The organism is Streptomyces coelicoflavus, assembly GCF_003112555.1.
Taxonomy (GTDB): Bacteria; Actinomycetota; Actinomycetes; order Streptomycetales; family Streptomycetaceae; genus Streptomyces; species Streptomyces coelicoflavus.
The window spans coordinates 233462-246552 of sequence record NZ_BEWB01000014.1 but is presented as its reverse complement, the minus strand read 5'-3'; the positions used below and the strand labels follow the sequence as shown (position 1 = coordinate 246552).

At 73.0% G+C, this 13091-nt stretch carries 11 protein-coding genes; 5 read left to right on the top strand and 6 right to left on the bottom strand.

Annotated elements, in window-relative coordinates:
• Window positions 1-8: 8 nt before the first annotated feature.
• The 4 genes from Sco07f_RS31735 to Sco07f_RS31720 all read right to left on the bottom strand — a co-directional run bounded on the left by Sco07f_RS31735 (window position 9) and on the right by Sco07f_RS31720 (window position 3652).
• On the bottom strand, window positions 9-833 hold the full coding sequence (locus tag Sco07f_RS31735) for an SDR family oxidoreductase (protein WP_108989824.1): 825 nt from the start codon (window positions 831-833) through the stop codon (window positions 9-11).
• Window positions 830-1957 carry an MBL fold metallo-hydrolase gene (locus Sco07f_RS31730; protein ID WP_108989823.1) on the bottom strand — a complete coding sequence of 376 codons (1128 nt, stop codon included), beginning with the start codon at window positions 1955-1957 and terminating at the stop codon, window positions 830-832. The genes Sco07f_RS31735 and Sco07f_RS31730 overlap by 4 nt, the downstream gene beginning before the upstream one ends.
• A gap of 78 nt (window positions 1958-2035) precedes the next feature.
• Window positions 2036-3055 carry an AraC family transcriptional regulator gene (locus Sco07f_RS31725; protein ID WP_108989822.1) on the bottom strand — a complete coding sequence of 340 codons (1020 nt, stop codon included), beginning with the start codon at window positions 3053-3055 and terminating at the stop codon, window positions 2036-2038.
• Window positions 3056-3064: 9 nt separating this feature from the next.
• Window positions 3065-3652 (bottom strand): TetR/AcrR family transcriptional regulator, encoded by a 588-nt coding sequence (locus tag Sco07f_RS31720; RefSeq protein WP_108989821.1) that lies wholly within the window; start codon window positions 3650-3652, stop codon window positions 3065-3067.
• Window positions 3653-3780: 128 nt separating this feature from the next.
• Between Sco07f_RS31720 and Sco07f_RS31715 the strand changes: the two genes are divergently transcribed.
• Both Sco07f_RS31715 and Sco07f_RS31710 read left to right on the top strand, forming a co-directional pair.
• Complete coding sequence (locus Sco07f_RS31715) at window positions 3781-5226, top strand: amidase (protein WP_108989820.1); 1446 nt, start codon at window positions 3781-3783, stop codon at window positions 5224-5226.
• 258 nt (window positions 5227-5484) lie between these two features.
• Window positions 5485-6690, top strand: a complete 1206-nt coding sequence (locus Sco07f_RS31710; protein ID WP_108989819.1) for an alanine--tRNA ligase-related protein — start codon at window positions 5485-5487, stop codon at window positions 6688-6690.
• A gap of 7 nt (window positions 6691-6697) precedes the next feature.
• Here Sco07f_RS31710 and Sco07f_RS31705 read toward each other — a convergent pair whose 3' ends face one another.
• Window positions 6698-7633 carry a MurR/RpiR family transcriptional regulator gene (locus tag Sco07f_RS31705; protein ID WP_108989818.1) on the bottom strand — a complete coding sequence of 312 codons (936 nt, stop codon included), beginning with the start codon at window positions 7631-7633 and terminating at the stop codon, window positions 6698-6700.
• Window positions 7634-7828: 195 nt separating this feature from the next.
• Between Sco07f_RS31705 and Sco07f_RS31695 the strand changes: the two genes are divergently transcribed.
• From Sco07f_RS31695 to Sco07f_RS31685, 3 genes are read left to right on the top strand one after another with little or no spacing between them, the layout of a single operon-like run.
• The gene (locus Sco07f_RS31695; RefSeq protein ID WP_108989816.1) at window positions 7829-8830 is read left to right on the top strand and encodes an N-acetylglucosamine kinase; all 1002 of its coding nucleotides are present in this window, start codon (window positions 7829-7831) and stop codon (window positions 8828-8830) included.
• 8 nt (window positions 8831-8838) lie between these two features.
• Window positions 8839-10410 carry a sodium:solute symporter gene (locus Sco07f_RS31690; protein WP_108989815.1) on the top strand — a complete coding sequence of 524 codons (1572 nt, stop codon included), beginning with the start codon at window positions 8839-8841 and terminating at the stop codon, window positions 10408-10410.
• Window positions 10411-10469: 59 nt separating this feature from the next.
• Complete coding sequence (locus tag Sco07f_RS31685; RefSeq protein WP_108989814.1) at window positions 10470-11651, top strand: anhydro-N-acetylmuramic acid kinase; 1182 nt, start codon at window positions 10470-10472, stop codon at window positions 11649-11651.
• A 25-nt stretch (window positions 11652-11676) separates the two neighbouring features.
• Here Sco07f_RS31685 and mgrA read toward each other — a convergent pair whose 3' ends face one another.
• Window positions 11677-12723, bottom strand: a complete 1047-nt coding sequence (gene mgrA, locus Sco07f_RS31680) for an L-glyceraldehyde 3-phosphate reductase (protein ID WP_007446289.1) — start codon at window positions 12721-12723, stop codon at window positions 11677-11679.
• Window positions 12724-13091 lie beyond the last annotated feature (368 nt).

Here is a 13091-nt window from a genome sequence, read left to right as displayed (position 1 = left end):
GCCGGTGCCTACGCCGGGGGCCTCTTCGCGAGCATCCTCCGCTGCACCCTTCTGCCCTGCGCGACCGCCAGCGGGATGCCGCGCAGTCCGAGCGAGGGAAGGGCGTCGGCCAGGCGGGCCTGCACACCCCGCCAGCCCGGCACCGCTGTGACCGGGCGGGGGCGGTCGAGCACCTTGCCGACGGCCGCGACGACCTCCTCGGGCCTGAGCAGTTTGCCGGAGAACGACAGCGCCGAGGCGGGGTCGTCGAGCTTGTCGTGGAGCATCGGGGTCCAGATGCCGTCGGGGCAGACGCAGGAGATGTCCACGTTCTTGATTCCGGCCAGGCGCAGGTCGGCGAGTGTGCTGAGGCTGAAGCCGATCGCGGCGTGCTTGGAGGCGGCGTACACCGCCTCGCCCGGTACGGCGGTCAGCCCGGCGAGGGACACCACGTTGAGGATGTGCCCGCCCGTGTGCCGCATGGCCCCGATCGCGGCGACGGTGCCGTTGACGGTGCCGAGCGCGTTGACCTCCAGCATCAGGCGCCGTACGTCGGGCGGCTGTTCCCAGGCCGGGCCGGTGACGAGCACGCCGGCGTTGTTGACCCACACCTCGAGGCGGCCGGTCTCCGCGACGACGCGGTCCCGGGCCCGGGCCACCTGCGCCTCGTCGCGCACGTCGACGGCCGCCCACGACGCGTCGGGCCCCAGCCCGGCCGCCGCGGCGCGGGCCGCGTCCTCGGACACGTCGGTGACGAGGACGTGGTGGCCGCGTTCGACCAGCAGTGCGGCGATCAGCCGGCCGAGGCCGCGGCCGGCCCCGGTGACCACGGCACCGGTGCGCGGGCGGCTCACCGCCGGCCGCCCTTGATCTCGCCGTACGCGATGCCGCCGTGGACATAGGTGGGCACCACCGGCCAGAACCGCTTCCACGGGGCGAGTTCGGTGGAGGGCAGGATCTGGAGCCAGCGCGGGTCGGCCTTGCAGGGGTCGGCGAGGATCTTCTCCTTGACCATGGAGTCGTACTGGTCCAGGGAGTCCTCGAGGGTGTTGGCGTTGGGGCAGATCTCGCGGCCGAACTCCTCGCGGTAGCGCCGGACGCCGGGGATCCGGGAGAGTTCGGGCTGCCAGTTGTCCAGTGAGATGCCGTTCTCCGAGGACACCCACACCCCGTCGGGGGTGTTCAGCACCAGCGAGTGGTTGCCGTCGGTGTGCCCGGGTGTCCACAGCAGGGCGACGCCGGGGCCGAGTTCGACGTCGCCGTCGAAGGTGACGAACTTCTCCGGGTCGACGCCGCCCAGTCCGCCGTCGACGTACCAGGCCCACTGCATCGGGTGCAGGGACCGCAGGGTCGCCAGTTCGCGCTCGTGCACGAGCATCCTGGCGCCGCCGAACAACGGGCCGCGCGGGGCCTGTTCCCCCTCGATGACCTCGGTGGAGCCGAGGATCATCCGCGGGTCCTGGACGTGCAGGTGGTCGAAGGTGCAGAAGTCGACGTCGTCGGCGGCCAGACCGAGGCGGCGCAGGACGTCGCCGGGCTCCGCGTAGTACCGCAGGACCGCGCGTTCGAGCAGCTTCCCGCCGGGGACCTTGTCGATCAGCTTCCGCAGGTTGCGGTAGAACGGGGCCTCCGCGGAGCCGTCCGGCACCGTCGGCTCGAAGACCAGGGTGCGGGCCCTGCCGTCGAAGTCGTCGTACTGCACGACGATCATGCGGTTGATCATCGAGATGAGCGGAAGGGTGGGCACCGAGACGGCGTCGTGGAAGGCGTACTTCACCGGGTACGGCGCCGCGGCGATGTCGACCGACTTCACGGCGCGCACCCTGCCCTGGGCCTTGAAGCGCTCCTTGTAGGCCGCGGCCGCCGCACGGACCGCCCGCAGCCGGTCACCGCGCGGCCAGACCTCGTGGACGCCGTCGAACTCGGGGATCGTGCGCGCACCGATGCCGGTGAGGTGGTTGGTGCCGGCCGTTGCCATGGGACACTCCTCGCTCTCGTCGTCGGGGCAGCAGCATGCCCTCGCCCGCCGGGCGGGATTTGTTTCCGCGCGACAATCTCAGCCGATGCCGCGCACCCGGCGGCGCACCTCGCTCGGACTGGCGCCCTCCCACCGCCGCACCGCGTGGCTGAGCCCGGACTGGTCGGCGAAGCCCGCCATCGCGGCCACCTGCCCCAGCGGCAGGTCGGTGGTGGTGAGGTAGCGCAGCGCGAGGTCCCGCCGTACGTCCTCGAGGATCTCGGCGAAGCCGGTGGATTCCGCGGCGAGCCGCCGTTGCAGGGTGCGGGGGTGCAGGGCGAGGAGGCGCGCCACCTGGCCGACGGTGACGGGGGCGGTGCCGACGGCCTGGGTCAGGGCCCGCCGGACGTGTGTGGCGGTCAGGCCCTCGGGATCGGTGTGCAGGGCGGCCAGGCGGTCGACGGCGAGCCGGCGGACCGCCGCGTCCGTGCCGCGCAACTCCTTCTCCAGCAGTCGCCTCTCCACTCTCAGCGCGGCGGCCGGGCAGCCGAACTTCACGTCCGCGCCGAAGAACTCGGTGTACCGCGACACCGGCGACAGGGGCGGGTGGGGCAGTTCCACCGAGCGGAGCCCGACCGCGCTGCCCACCAGCGTCACCGCCACCCGGTGGAAGAGGCCGAGTCCGAGTTCGGTCGCCTGCGGGGAGTACGGGGACTCGCGCAGGTCCTTGCGGTAGGTCAGGGCCACGACCTCGCGACGGCCCCGCGGGTCGGGTTCCACTCCGACGCTGAGCGCCGGGCTGTGCACGAACATGAACCGTGCGGCGCACTCCAGTGCCTGCCGCACCGTGGACGAGGCCTGAACGGCCGGGGCGAGCAGGCCGAGGATGCCGAGGTCCTGGCCGTGGGCGAGGCGGAGGCCGAAGTCCGGGCAGCCGAGATCGCGGGCGGCGGCGTCGAGCATCAGGTCGTGGCTGGTGATCGGGACGAGCCCGGCCTCGGAGGCGAGCGCCTGCGGAGGGATCGAGAACCGTGCCGTGAACTCCCCCGGGACGCCGCCGAGCTCCTCGACGAGGCGCGCGAAGCCGCGCAGGCTGGCTCCCCGGATCATCGCACCCATCGTGTGATGCTACTGGCCGACGAGCGCCTCGACGATGCGCAGCAGCCGCTCCCCCGTCCGGTCGATACTTCCGTTCTGCGTGCTGACCTGGGCGCCTTCGAGCAGGAAGGTGATCTGGGCCGCGACCTGCTCGGGGTCGGGCAGCCCGGCCTCGGTGCACATGCCGACCAGTCGGCGGGTCTGACGGGCCTTGTGCTCCTCGATCACCTGCCGCGCGGGGTGGGAGCGGTCGGGCAGTTCGGCGAGGGAGTTGACGAACGGGCAGCCCCGGTACGAGAGCACCGGCAGCCCGTCGGCGATGAAGCGGGCCAGGCCCAGGATCTGCTCCCGGGGCCGGCCGGGGTGCTCGGCCTCGACGCGGTCGAAGGCCGCCTGGTACTCGGCGGCCAGGATGCGCAGCCACTCGGCGACCAGTGCGTCCTTGGTCTCGAAGTGCCGGTAGATCGCCATCTTGGTCGTCTCGGCCTTCTCGGCGATGGCCTGGACGCCCACACGCTGGATGCCCTCGCCCCGGAAGAGCTCTTCGGCCGCGTCGAGGATGCGCTCGCGGGGCGGCAGCTTCGCCACTCTGCCCGGCCTGCCGGCGGTCGTTGTCATGCCTGCTCCGTGACGTGCGGTCGATGGGGCCCCTGCGGGTGCTGCTACGGTACCAGTCCGTCCCATGCGATACCACTCGGTATCGCATGGGACTCATGGGTACCATTCTGTCGATCCGAGGAGTGACGGTGAGAGTTTCCGAGTACGTGCGCCACGACGCGGTGGGCCTCGCGGAGCTGATGGCCAGGGGCGAGGTGTCGCCGGCCGAGGTGGAAGCGGCCGCGCGCGAGGCGGTACGGGCGGTGAACCCGGCGCTCGACGCCGTCGTGGAGACCTGGCCGGCCGACGACCGGCCCGCCCCCGGCAGCACACCGCTGGCCGGCGTGCCTTTCCTGATCAAGGACTTCGGCATATCCATGGCGGGCCGGCGCACCGAGATGGGCAGCCGGCTCACGGCCGGGCACGTCGCCCGCTCCGACTCCTTCCTGATGCGGCGCCTGCGGCGCGCCGGCCTGGTGACCGTCGGGCGTACCGCGACACCGGAGCTGGCCTACAGCATCACCACGGAACCGGTGCTGTACGGCCCCACCCGCAACCCGTGGGACCCCGAGCGCGGCGCCGGCGGATCCAGCGGCGGCGCGGGTGCGGCCGTGGCGGCCGGGGCGGTTCCCGTCGCCCACGCCACCGACGCGGCGGGCTCGCTGCGCATCCCGGCCGCCTGCAACGGCCTCTTCGGGCTGAAGCCGACCCGCGGCCGGGTCTCCCTGGGCCCCGCCCTCGACGAGGGGTTCAACGGGCTCGCCGTCCAGGGCGGCGTCAGCCGCTCCGTGCGGGACAGCGCGGCACTCCTCGACCTGATCCGCGGTCCGGAACCGGGTGACCCCTACTTCGCCGAGCAGCCGTCCCGCCCGTACGCGCAGGAGGTCACCCGCCCGCCGGGCCCGCTGCGGATCGGGGTCCTCCCCCAGGCGTGGGGCGGGCGCCGGACCACCGCCCCGGTGGCCGGCGCGCTGGACCGTACGATGCGGCTGCTCGAATCCCTCGGCCACCGGACGGAGGAGGTCACGGTCGCGCTCGGTGTCGGCTGGGAGGAGTTCGTGCTGGCCAACGCCCGTCTGTCGACGGCGAACGTCGCGGCCTCGGTCGACTCCCTGGCCGCCGCCCTCGGCCGGCCCGTCGACTCCTCGACCCTCGAGCCGTCCACGCTGGCCGCCCACCGCTACGGACGGCGGGTCAGCGGCCCCGAGTTCGTCACCGCCCTCACCGTCCGCAACCGCGTCGCCCGCGGCCTGGCCCGGTACTTCGACACCCACGACCTGCTGCTCACCCCCACCCTGCCGGAGCTTCCCCCACTGCTGGGCACCTACGGCGAGGGCGCCGAGGCGCTCGACGGCCTCGGCTGGATCGAGCGGCTCAACGACCACTCGCCGTTCACCATGGCGTTCAACGTGGCGGGCACCCCCGCCATGTCCGTGCCGGTGACGGCCGACACCGGCACGGGCCTCCCCATCGGCATGCAGTTCGCCGCCGGCTACGGGCGCGAGGACCTCCTCTTCCGCCTCGCCGGACAGCTCGAAGGGGCACAACCGTGGTCGGGCCGGACCCCGGGCGTGTGGGCGGGCGGACGTTCCTAGGCGGCAGAATCCGGGTGCCTCCGGACGCGGGGGACGCTATCTTCGGGGCATGAACGTCATCGGCACCAGCACCTTCGCGACCGCGCGAGCGACCAGCTCGCCGGTTGCCGCCGTCTGACCTTCCCCCTTTTTCCACCGGCGACCGGAAACGGCCCGTCGGTGGTTCCCGTGGCGCTCAGCCGCCTTCGCCTCGGTGCGAGGACCGCACGGTTTCCGTTCTCCGGTGCCTCTTCCGCCCCGAAGCGAAGGAGCCGTCCCATGGACACCGAGCAGATCGTCCGCACGTTCACCGACTACTACCGGGAACACGGACACCGCCGCATCACCGGCTCGACACTGCTGCCCGACCCCGGCGACCCCGTGCTGTTCACCAGCGCCGGCATGCATCCGCTCACCCCGTACCTGGAGGGCCGCCCCCATCCGCTGGGCCGGCGGCTGGTCAACGTACAGCGCTGTCTGCGCACGACGGACCTCGAGGAGGTCGGCGACAGCAGGCATCTGACGGTGTTCCAGATGCTCGGCACCTGGTCGCTGGGCGACTACGAGGGCTCACGGAGCCTGGACTGGGCCCACCGGCTGCTCACCGAGGGCCTCGGCGTCGACCCGGGCCTGCTGCACGCCACCGTGTACGGGGGCGGCGAGCAGGTCGGGCCGGACACCGAGTCCCTGCGGCTGTGGCAGGAGCGCGGCGTTCCCGTGGAGCTGACGGTGGACGACAACTGGTGGTCCAACGGGCCGGTGGGTCCCTGCGGACCCGACTCGGAGATCTTCCTGTGGAGCGGTGACACGCCGCCCCGGTCCACGCCCACGGGCGACGACCGCTGGGTGGAGGTGTGGAACCACGTGATGATGCGTCACCGACGGCTCAACGACGGCCGTCTCGTGCCGCTTCCGCAGCGCAACGTCGACACCGGCCTGGGCCTGGAGCGTCTGGCCTCACTCCTGCAGGGCAGGTCGTCGGTGTTCGAGTGCGACGTCTTCGAGCCGTGGCGGCGGACGCTGCCGTCCCTGTGGCCGCTGGACGAACCGTCCTTCCGGGTGGTCTGCGACCATCTCCGGTCGGCCGTCGTGGTCGTCGGCGACGGAATCCGCCCGTCCAACACGGGCCGGGGCTACGTGCTGCGCCGCCTGGTGCGGCGGCTGCTCACGGTGCTGTGGCGGGAGGACTCCTCGCGCGGGGTCGGGGACCTGCCGGTGGAACTGATCACGCACACCTCGGACCATTTCCGGCAGGACGTGGACCCGGGGCTCGTGCGCGGACTTCTGGTGGAGGAGGAACGCCGGTTCCGGCGGCTCCTGGAACGCGGCCGGAACGTACTCGCCCGGCCCCGCTTCCGGGGGCCCCTGGGCGAGGAGGACCTCGCCTACCTGCACGACACCCACGGCCTGCCGCGCGACCTGGTGACGAGTCTGCGCGGCGAGGGGGACCTCGGAACGGACGGCGGTGGCGCCGTACGGCCGTGAGGCGTCCTCACCCGGTGCGGCGCCCGGGGCGCAGGCGGCGCTGGACGGCTCCGTAGGTCTCTTCGAGGGCGGTGGTCGACGCCTCGTAGGAGCGCTGGGCGACGCCGACGAAGAGGCAGTCGATGACGGCCAGTTGGGCGATGCGGCTGACAGTCGCGCCGGAGCGGAAGGGAGTTTCCCTGGCGCAGGTCGTCAGCACCAGGTCGGCGCCGGTGGCGAGCGTGGAGCGCGGGTCGTTGGTCAGGGCGATGGTGGTGGCTCCGCGCTCGGCCGCGGCCTGGAGCGGCTCGGTGGTGTCCTCGGTCTCGCCGGAGTGGGAGACGGCCAGGGCCACGTCGCCGGGCCCCAGCAGGGCCGTGGCGGTGAGCGCCGCGTGCCGGTCGCTCCAGATGAAGGCCATACGGCCTATGCGGTGGAGTTTCTGGTGCAGGTCCTGGCCGACGAAGGCGCTGGCCCCCACGCCGAAGATGTCGATCCTGCGGGCCCCGGCCACCGCGTCGACCGCCCGGCCCAGTGCGTCGACGTCGAGTTCCGCGCCGGAGTCCTCCAGGGCCCGGACCTCGTTGTAGATGATCTTGCTGACTATCCGGTCCAGCGAATCCGTCGGGCTGATGTCGGTGCCGCCGTGCGTGGCCCGCTCGCCGCCCAGCGCGTACTCCCGCGCCGCCGCGGCGGCCAGCGCCAGGCGCAGCTGGGGGTAGTTGCCCGTGCCGACGGTGCGGCAGAAGCGCATCACGGTCGCCGCCGAGGTGCTGGCCCGCTCCCCCAGCGCGTGGATGGACAGCTCCGCGACCTGTCCCGGGTCGGCGAGGACGGCGTCGGCCACCCGCCGCTCCGAGGGGGCCAGGGAGGGCCGCGCGGCGCGGACGCGCGTGAGGATGTCGGCGGGCGGGGCGTCCTGGGCGGACGGCTCCGGCACGCGGGACGAGGACTGGCGGACCATGGCCCCTCCTGGATGTGGTGGGCACAGCGTAATGGGGCCCGCCGAGGGGGTCAAAAAGTTACGCGTTGAACGACGGGACGTTACTTGTTGACATCCGGAGGGCGGCGTTCCCATACTCGGACGGCGATCCGCACCGGTCACCGGCGACCCGGTGGCTCTCGACGTGCCGGGTCATTCGGACAGAGGGCGAGCCGTATGACTTCCGTAGTGGCGGTGGATCTGGGGAAGACCGGTTGCCGCGCCGTGCTGTGGCACGGTCCCGGCTCCTCACCGTCCGTCAGTTCCGTGGCCGGTGCCCCAGGTCTGGCCGCGCCCGACGGTGTGACGGCGGCCCGTGCGGCCGTGCGCGCCGCCGTCGGGCCGCTGCTGCGGGAACCGGGCGGCGTTCCGCCGGAGTCGGTCCTGGTGGGCGCCGCGGGAGCGGCCTCGGCCCCCGCGGCGGCCCGTGCCCTGGCGGACGTCCTCCTGGAGGACCTGCCCGTCCAGGACGCCGCCGTCACCAGTGACGCCGTGACCGCCCACGCCGGTGCGCTCGGCGGCCGCGCCGGTGTGGTGCTGGCGATCGGCACCGGGTCGGTCGCGGTCGGCATCGGCGCCGACGGTACGTACGCGCGCGTCGACGGGTGGGGCCCCCTGCTCGGCGACGACGGAAGCGGCGCCCGGATCGGCACGGCCGGACTGCGCGCGGCCCTGAGGGCCCACGACGGGCGGGGCCCGGCCACCTCGTTGCTGAACGCTGCGGCCGGCCTCTTCGGCGACCTGGAACGGCTGCCGGCGAGAGTCGGACGGGACGGCAACCCGGCCCGTACGGCCGCCTCGTTCGCCCCCGAGGTGGCGCGCGCCGCCGACGCCGGGGACGTCGTGGCCTCGGCCATCGTCCGGGACGCGGCCGCCGACCTGGCCGAGACCGTCCTCGCGGCGGCAGGCCGGATCACCCCGGACGGCGGCCCGCTGCCCCTGGCCGTCACCGGTGGGCTGACGGGACTCGGACCGGCCCTGATGGTGCCGCTGACCGACGCGATCTCCGGTGCCGGATCCCGCGTGCGGCTCATGTCCCCGCTCGGCGACCCCCTCGACGGGGCCCGCCTGCTGGCCCTGGACCGCGCGACCCCCCATGCCCGCCTCGTCGTCCGCGTCCGCCGGACGTCCCCCCACCCCCCTCCCCCCACGCCGGCGACCCCACCGGCCCGTGCCTAGGAGCAAGCGTGCGCCAGCTCGACCTCGTGGTGATCGTGGTCTATCTGATCGGGATCGCCTGGATCGGCCTGCGGAAGGCCGGCCGGCAGAAGTCGGCGAAGGACTACTTCGTCGGTGAGAGCCACATGCCGTGGTGGACGGTCTCCTTCTCCGTCGTCGCCACCGAGACCAGTGTGCTGACGGTGATCAGCGTCCCGGGCGGCGCGTACAGCGGCCAGGGGTTCGGCAACGTCGAACTCGCCCTGGGCTACGTCGTGGGACGCGTCGTCGTGGCCACCGTGCTGATCCCCCTCTACAAGCGCGGCGGCTTCGTCAGCGCCTACCAGTACCTGGGCGACCGGTTCGGGCTGAAGTTGCAGGGGCTCGCCTCGGTGACCTTCGTGTTCACCCGGCTCCTGGCCGAGGGCGTGCGGCTGTTCGCCTCCGCCATCCCGATCAAGCTGCTGCTCGACGAGTTCGGGGTGCACGCGAGCTACCGCGTGATCATCGTCGTGATCACGCTGGTCACCGTCGTCTACACCTACCTGGGCGGCATCAAGGCGGTCATCTGGACCGACGCCATCCAGATGGTCCTCTACCTCGGCGGCGCGGTGCTCGCCGTCGCGGTGCTCTCCGCCCACGTCGGCGGTGACGGCTACGCGCGGGCCCTGGATGCCGGGAAGTTCACGCTCTTCGACACCGACTTCGACCTCGCCCACATCCTGACCAGCCCGTTCGCCCTGCCCACGGCCATCGTCGGCGGCGCGATCTTCGCCATGGCCTCGCACGGCTCCGACCAGCTGATCGTGCAGCGGGTGCTGGCGACGAAGACCCTGCGCGAGGGCCAGAAGGCCATGATCGCCTCGGGTGTCTTCGTCACCGTCCAGTTCGCCGCGTTCTCCCTCGTCGGCGCGCTGCTGTGGTCGTACAACGAGGGCCGGTCCTTCTCGGAGCTGGGGCTGTCCAGCTCGGACAACCTCTACCCCGAGTTCATCCTGCACGGGCTGCCCGTGGTCGTCTCCGGCCTGCTCGTGGCCGGCATCCTGGGCGCCGCGATGGGCTCGCTGTCGTCGGCGCTGAACTCCATGTCGAACTCGACGGTCGCCGACATCATCCACAGCTTCTTCCGCACCACACCGTCCGAGGAGGCGCTGCTCAGGCTCGCCCGCTGGATGACGCTGGTGTGGGCGACGCTGATGGCCGTCTTCGCCTGCGCGTTCAGCGCGAGCACGGGCAACGTGTACCTGACCGGTCTGACCATCGCGGGTTACACCTACGGCGCGCTGCTCGGGGCGTTCCTCCTGGGGCGGCTCGTCAGGCGGGCCAACGAGGCCGACTCCGTCGTGGCCTTCCTGGTCACCATCGGGGTGATGACGTACATCGTGCGGGTGGTGAAGATCGACGTCACCACGGACGGGACCACGGTGTCCCAGGCGATCGCGGCCCAGTGGCTGGTGCCCATCGGCGTGCTGATCACCCTGGTGGTCGGCGGTGCGCTGAGTCTGTTCCACCGGGCACCGGAGTCCGGACGGGGCGCGGCGGCCGACGAGGAGCCGGGCGCCGGACCCGACCGGCTGACCACGACGGCCGACCGGAACTGATCGCGTCCGGACGGGCCCCGGGCCCGTCCGGCTCGCCCAACCTCTCGCAGGAGTGCATCGTGCGTGTGATCGGCCTGATGTCGGGCACGTCCTACGACGCCGTCGAGGCGGCCGCCGCGGATCTCGAACTCCGGGGCGAGGTCCTGGAGATGCGCCCGCTCGGCCATCTCTCGGCCCCCTACCCGGACGAGCTGCGCGACCTGATCGCGAGCAGCCTGCCGCCGGCGGCGACGACGGCCGGCGGTGTCACCCGGCTCGACACCGGGATCGGACAGGCCTTCGCCGGCGTGGCCGTAAGGGCGGTGCGCGAGCTGTGCGGCGGCGGCGCCGATCTGGTGGTCTCGCACGGGCAGACCCTGTACCACTGGGTCGAGGACGGTGCCGTGCGCGGCACCCTCCAGCTCGGTCAGCCCGCCTGGATCGCCGAGGCGACCGGTCTGCCCGTCGTCTCCGACCTGCGCAGCAGGGACGTCGCGGCGGGTGGCCAGGGGGCGCCGCTGGTGGCCATGACCGACGTCCTCGCCATGGCGGCGCTGCCCGGTGTCCCCGCGGCCCTCAACCTCGGCGGGATCGCCAACGTCACCGTCGTCGCCCCCGGCGCGGCGCCGCTGGCCTTCGACACCGGGCCCGCGAACGCGTTGATGGACGCCGCCGTGCGGCACTTCACCGGCGGCGCGGCCGAGTACGACGAGGACGGCCGCCGGGCCGGGGCCGGCCGGGTCGATCCGGCGCTGCTGCGAGTGCTCCTCGACGACCCCTACTACGGCAGGCCCGCTCCGAAGAGCACCGGCAAGGAACGGTTCCACCTGCCGTATCTGCTGCGGGCGCTCGGGGCGGCGCCCGTCGCGGAACCCAACGACGTCCTGGCGACCCTGGCCGGGCTCACCGCCGTCACGGTCGCCGACGCCTGCCGTGCGCACGGCGTCACCCGGCTCGTCGTGTCCGGCGGCGGCGCGCGCAATCCCGTGCTGATGGGAATGATCGCCGAGGAACTGCCGGACGTGACCCTCGGCTCCAGCGACGCGCTCGGGCTGCCGTCGGACGCCAAGGAGGCCTTGGCCTTCGCCGTGCTGGGCTTCCTGACCGTCAACGGCCTGCCCGGCGCGCTCCCCTCGGGGACGGGCGCGCGCCGGGCGTCGCTGCTGGGCACCGTCACGCCGGGCCGGGGTCCGCTGCGGCTGCCCGAGCCGGCCGACGGGCCGCCCCGGGTGCTCCGCGTCACCGGCGGGGCCTCGTCCTGACCGGCCCCTCCACGCGCCCGGCGGCTCAGCCGAGGTCGCCGGTGCGGGCCTGCCGCCACAGGTCGACGTCGCCGTCGACGACCGCGTGCCGGTCGATCTCGGCGAGCTCGTCGTCGCCGAAGGAGAGGTTGCCCAGGGCGGCCACGTTCTCCTCCAGCTGCTCGGGGCGGGAGGCGCCGATGACCAGCGAGGTGACGCGCGGGTCGCGCAGGGCCCAGGCGAGCGCCATCTGCGCCAGGCTCTGGCCCCGGCGGGCGGCGATGTCGTTGAGGGCGCGCAGCCGCCGGACGGTGTCCTCGGTGAGCCAGCCGGCCGCGAAGGACTTGCCCTGGGTGGCGCGGGATCCCTCGGGCACGCCGTCGAGGTAGCGGCCGGTGAGCAGTCCCTGGGCGAGCGCGGTGAACCCGATGACGCCGAAGCCCTCGTCGGCCGCCGCGTCGAGCAGGCCCTCGGTCTCGATCCACCGGTTGAGCATGTTGTAGGACGGCTGGTGGATGAGCAGCGGTGTGCCCAGGTCGCGCAGGATCGCGGCGGCCTGCCGGGAGCGTTCGGCATCGTAGGAGGAGATGCCCACGTAGAGCGCCTTGCCCTGCCTGACCGCCGTGTCCAGTGCCGTCATGGTCTCCTCCAGCGGGGTGGAGGCGTCCAGCCGGTGGGAGTAGAAGATGTCGACGTAGTCGAGGCCCATGCGCTCGAGGGACTGGTCGAGGGAGGCGAGCACGTACTTGCGGGAGCCGCCGCCCTGGCCGTACGGGCCGGGCCACATGTCCCATCCGGCCTTGGTGGAGATCACCAGCTCGTCGCGGTACGGCGCGAGGTCCTGCCGCATGATCCGGCCGAAGTTGATCTCGGCGGAACCGTAGGGCGGGCCGTAGTTGTTGGCGAGGTCGTGGTGGGTGATGCCCAGGTCGAAGGCGCGCAGGGCGATCCGCCGCTGGGTCTCGAAGGGCTTGTCGTCACCGAAGTTGTGCCAGTAGCCCAGGGACAGCGCGGGCAGGTCGAGGCCGGAGCGTCCGGTGCGGCGGTAGTGCATGGTGCCGTCGTAGCGGTGGGGGTCGGCGACGTGGTTCATGTGGATCTCCGGTGGGGAACGGGGGCGGGCGGCCCCTGACGGGGAGAAGTTTCTCACCGCCGCCGACGACGTGTTCCACCCGGTCCGTCCGGTCCGGTCCGTGTCGTGGCGGAGGCGCCGGCGGTGTCGGCGCCGGGGGTGTCGTGCCGGTCGTCGTGCGACCCGAACGGCCGACCCGAACGGCCTCCGGGAGGTGGACCTCGGCCGGGGACAGGACGGCGAGCGTGCCGCTCCCCGGGAGTGCCGGTCCGCGTCACCGGCGCCGCGCACTCCGCTTGCGGGGCCGGGACGGCGGCGGAGACTGATACGGACGACGGCACTCCGGAGGGTCCTGCCCCGGGCGTCAACCACTCCACGACGAAAGGCAG

What these genes read in the sequence shown, in the direction of transcription:
- Sco07f_RS31730 (WP_108989823.1), bottom strand. Translation starts at nt 1,957, where the DNA reads ATGGCAACGGCCGGCACCAACCACCTCACCGGCATCGGTGCGCGCACG.
- Sco07f_RS31725 (WP_108989822.1), bottom strand. Translation starts at nt 3,055, where the DNA reads ATGGGTGCGATGATCCGGGGAGCCAGCCTGCGCGGCTTCGCGCGCCTC.
- Sco07f_RS31720 (WP_108989821.1), bottom strand. Translation starts at nt 3,652, where the DNA reads ATGACAACGACCGCCGGCAGGCCGGGCAGAGTGGCGAAGCTGCCGCCC.
- Sco07f_RS31710 (WP_108989819.1), top strand. Translation starts at nt 5,485, where the DNA reads ATGGACACCGAGCAGATCGTCCGCACGTTCACCGACTACTACCGGGAA.
- Sco07f_RS31705 (WP_108989818.1), bottom strand. Translation starts at nt 7,633, where the DNA reads ATGGTCCGCCAGTCCTCGTCCCGCGTGCCGGAGCCGTCCGCCCAGGAC.
- Sco07f_RS31695 (WP_108989816.1), top strand. Translation starts at nt 7,829, where the DNA reads ATGACTTCCGTAGTGGCGGTGGATCTGGGGAAGACCGGTTGCCGCGCC.
- mgrA (WP_007446289.1), bottom strand. Translation starts at nt 12,723, where the DNA reads ATGAACCACGTCGCCGACCCCCACCGCTACGACGGCACCATGCACTAC.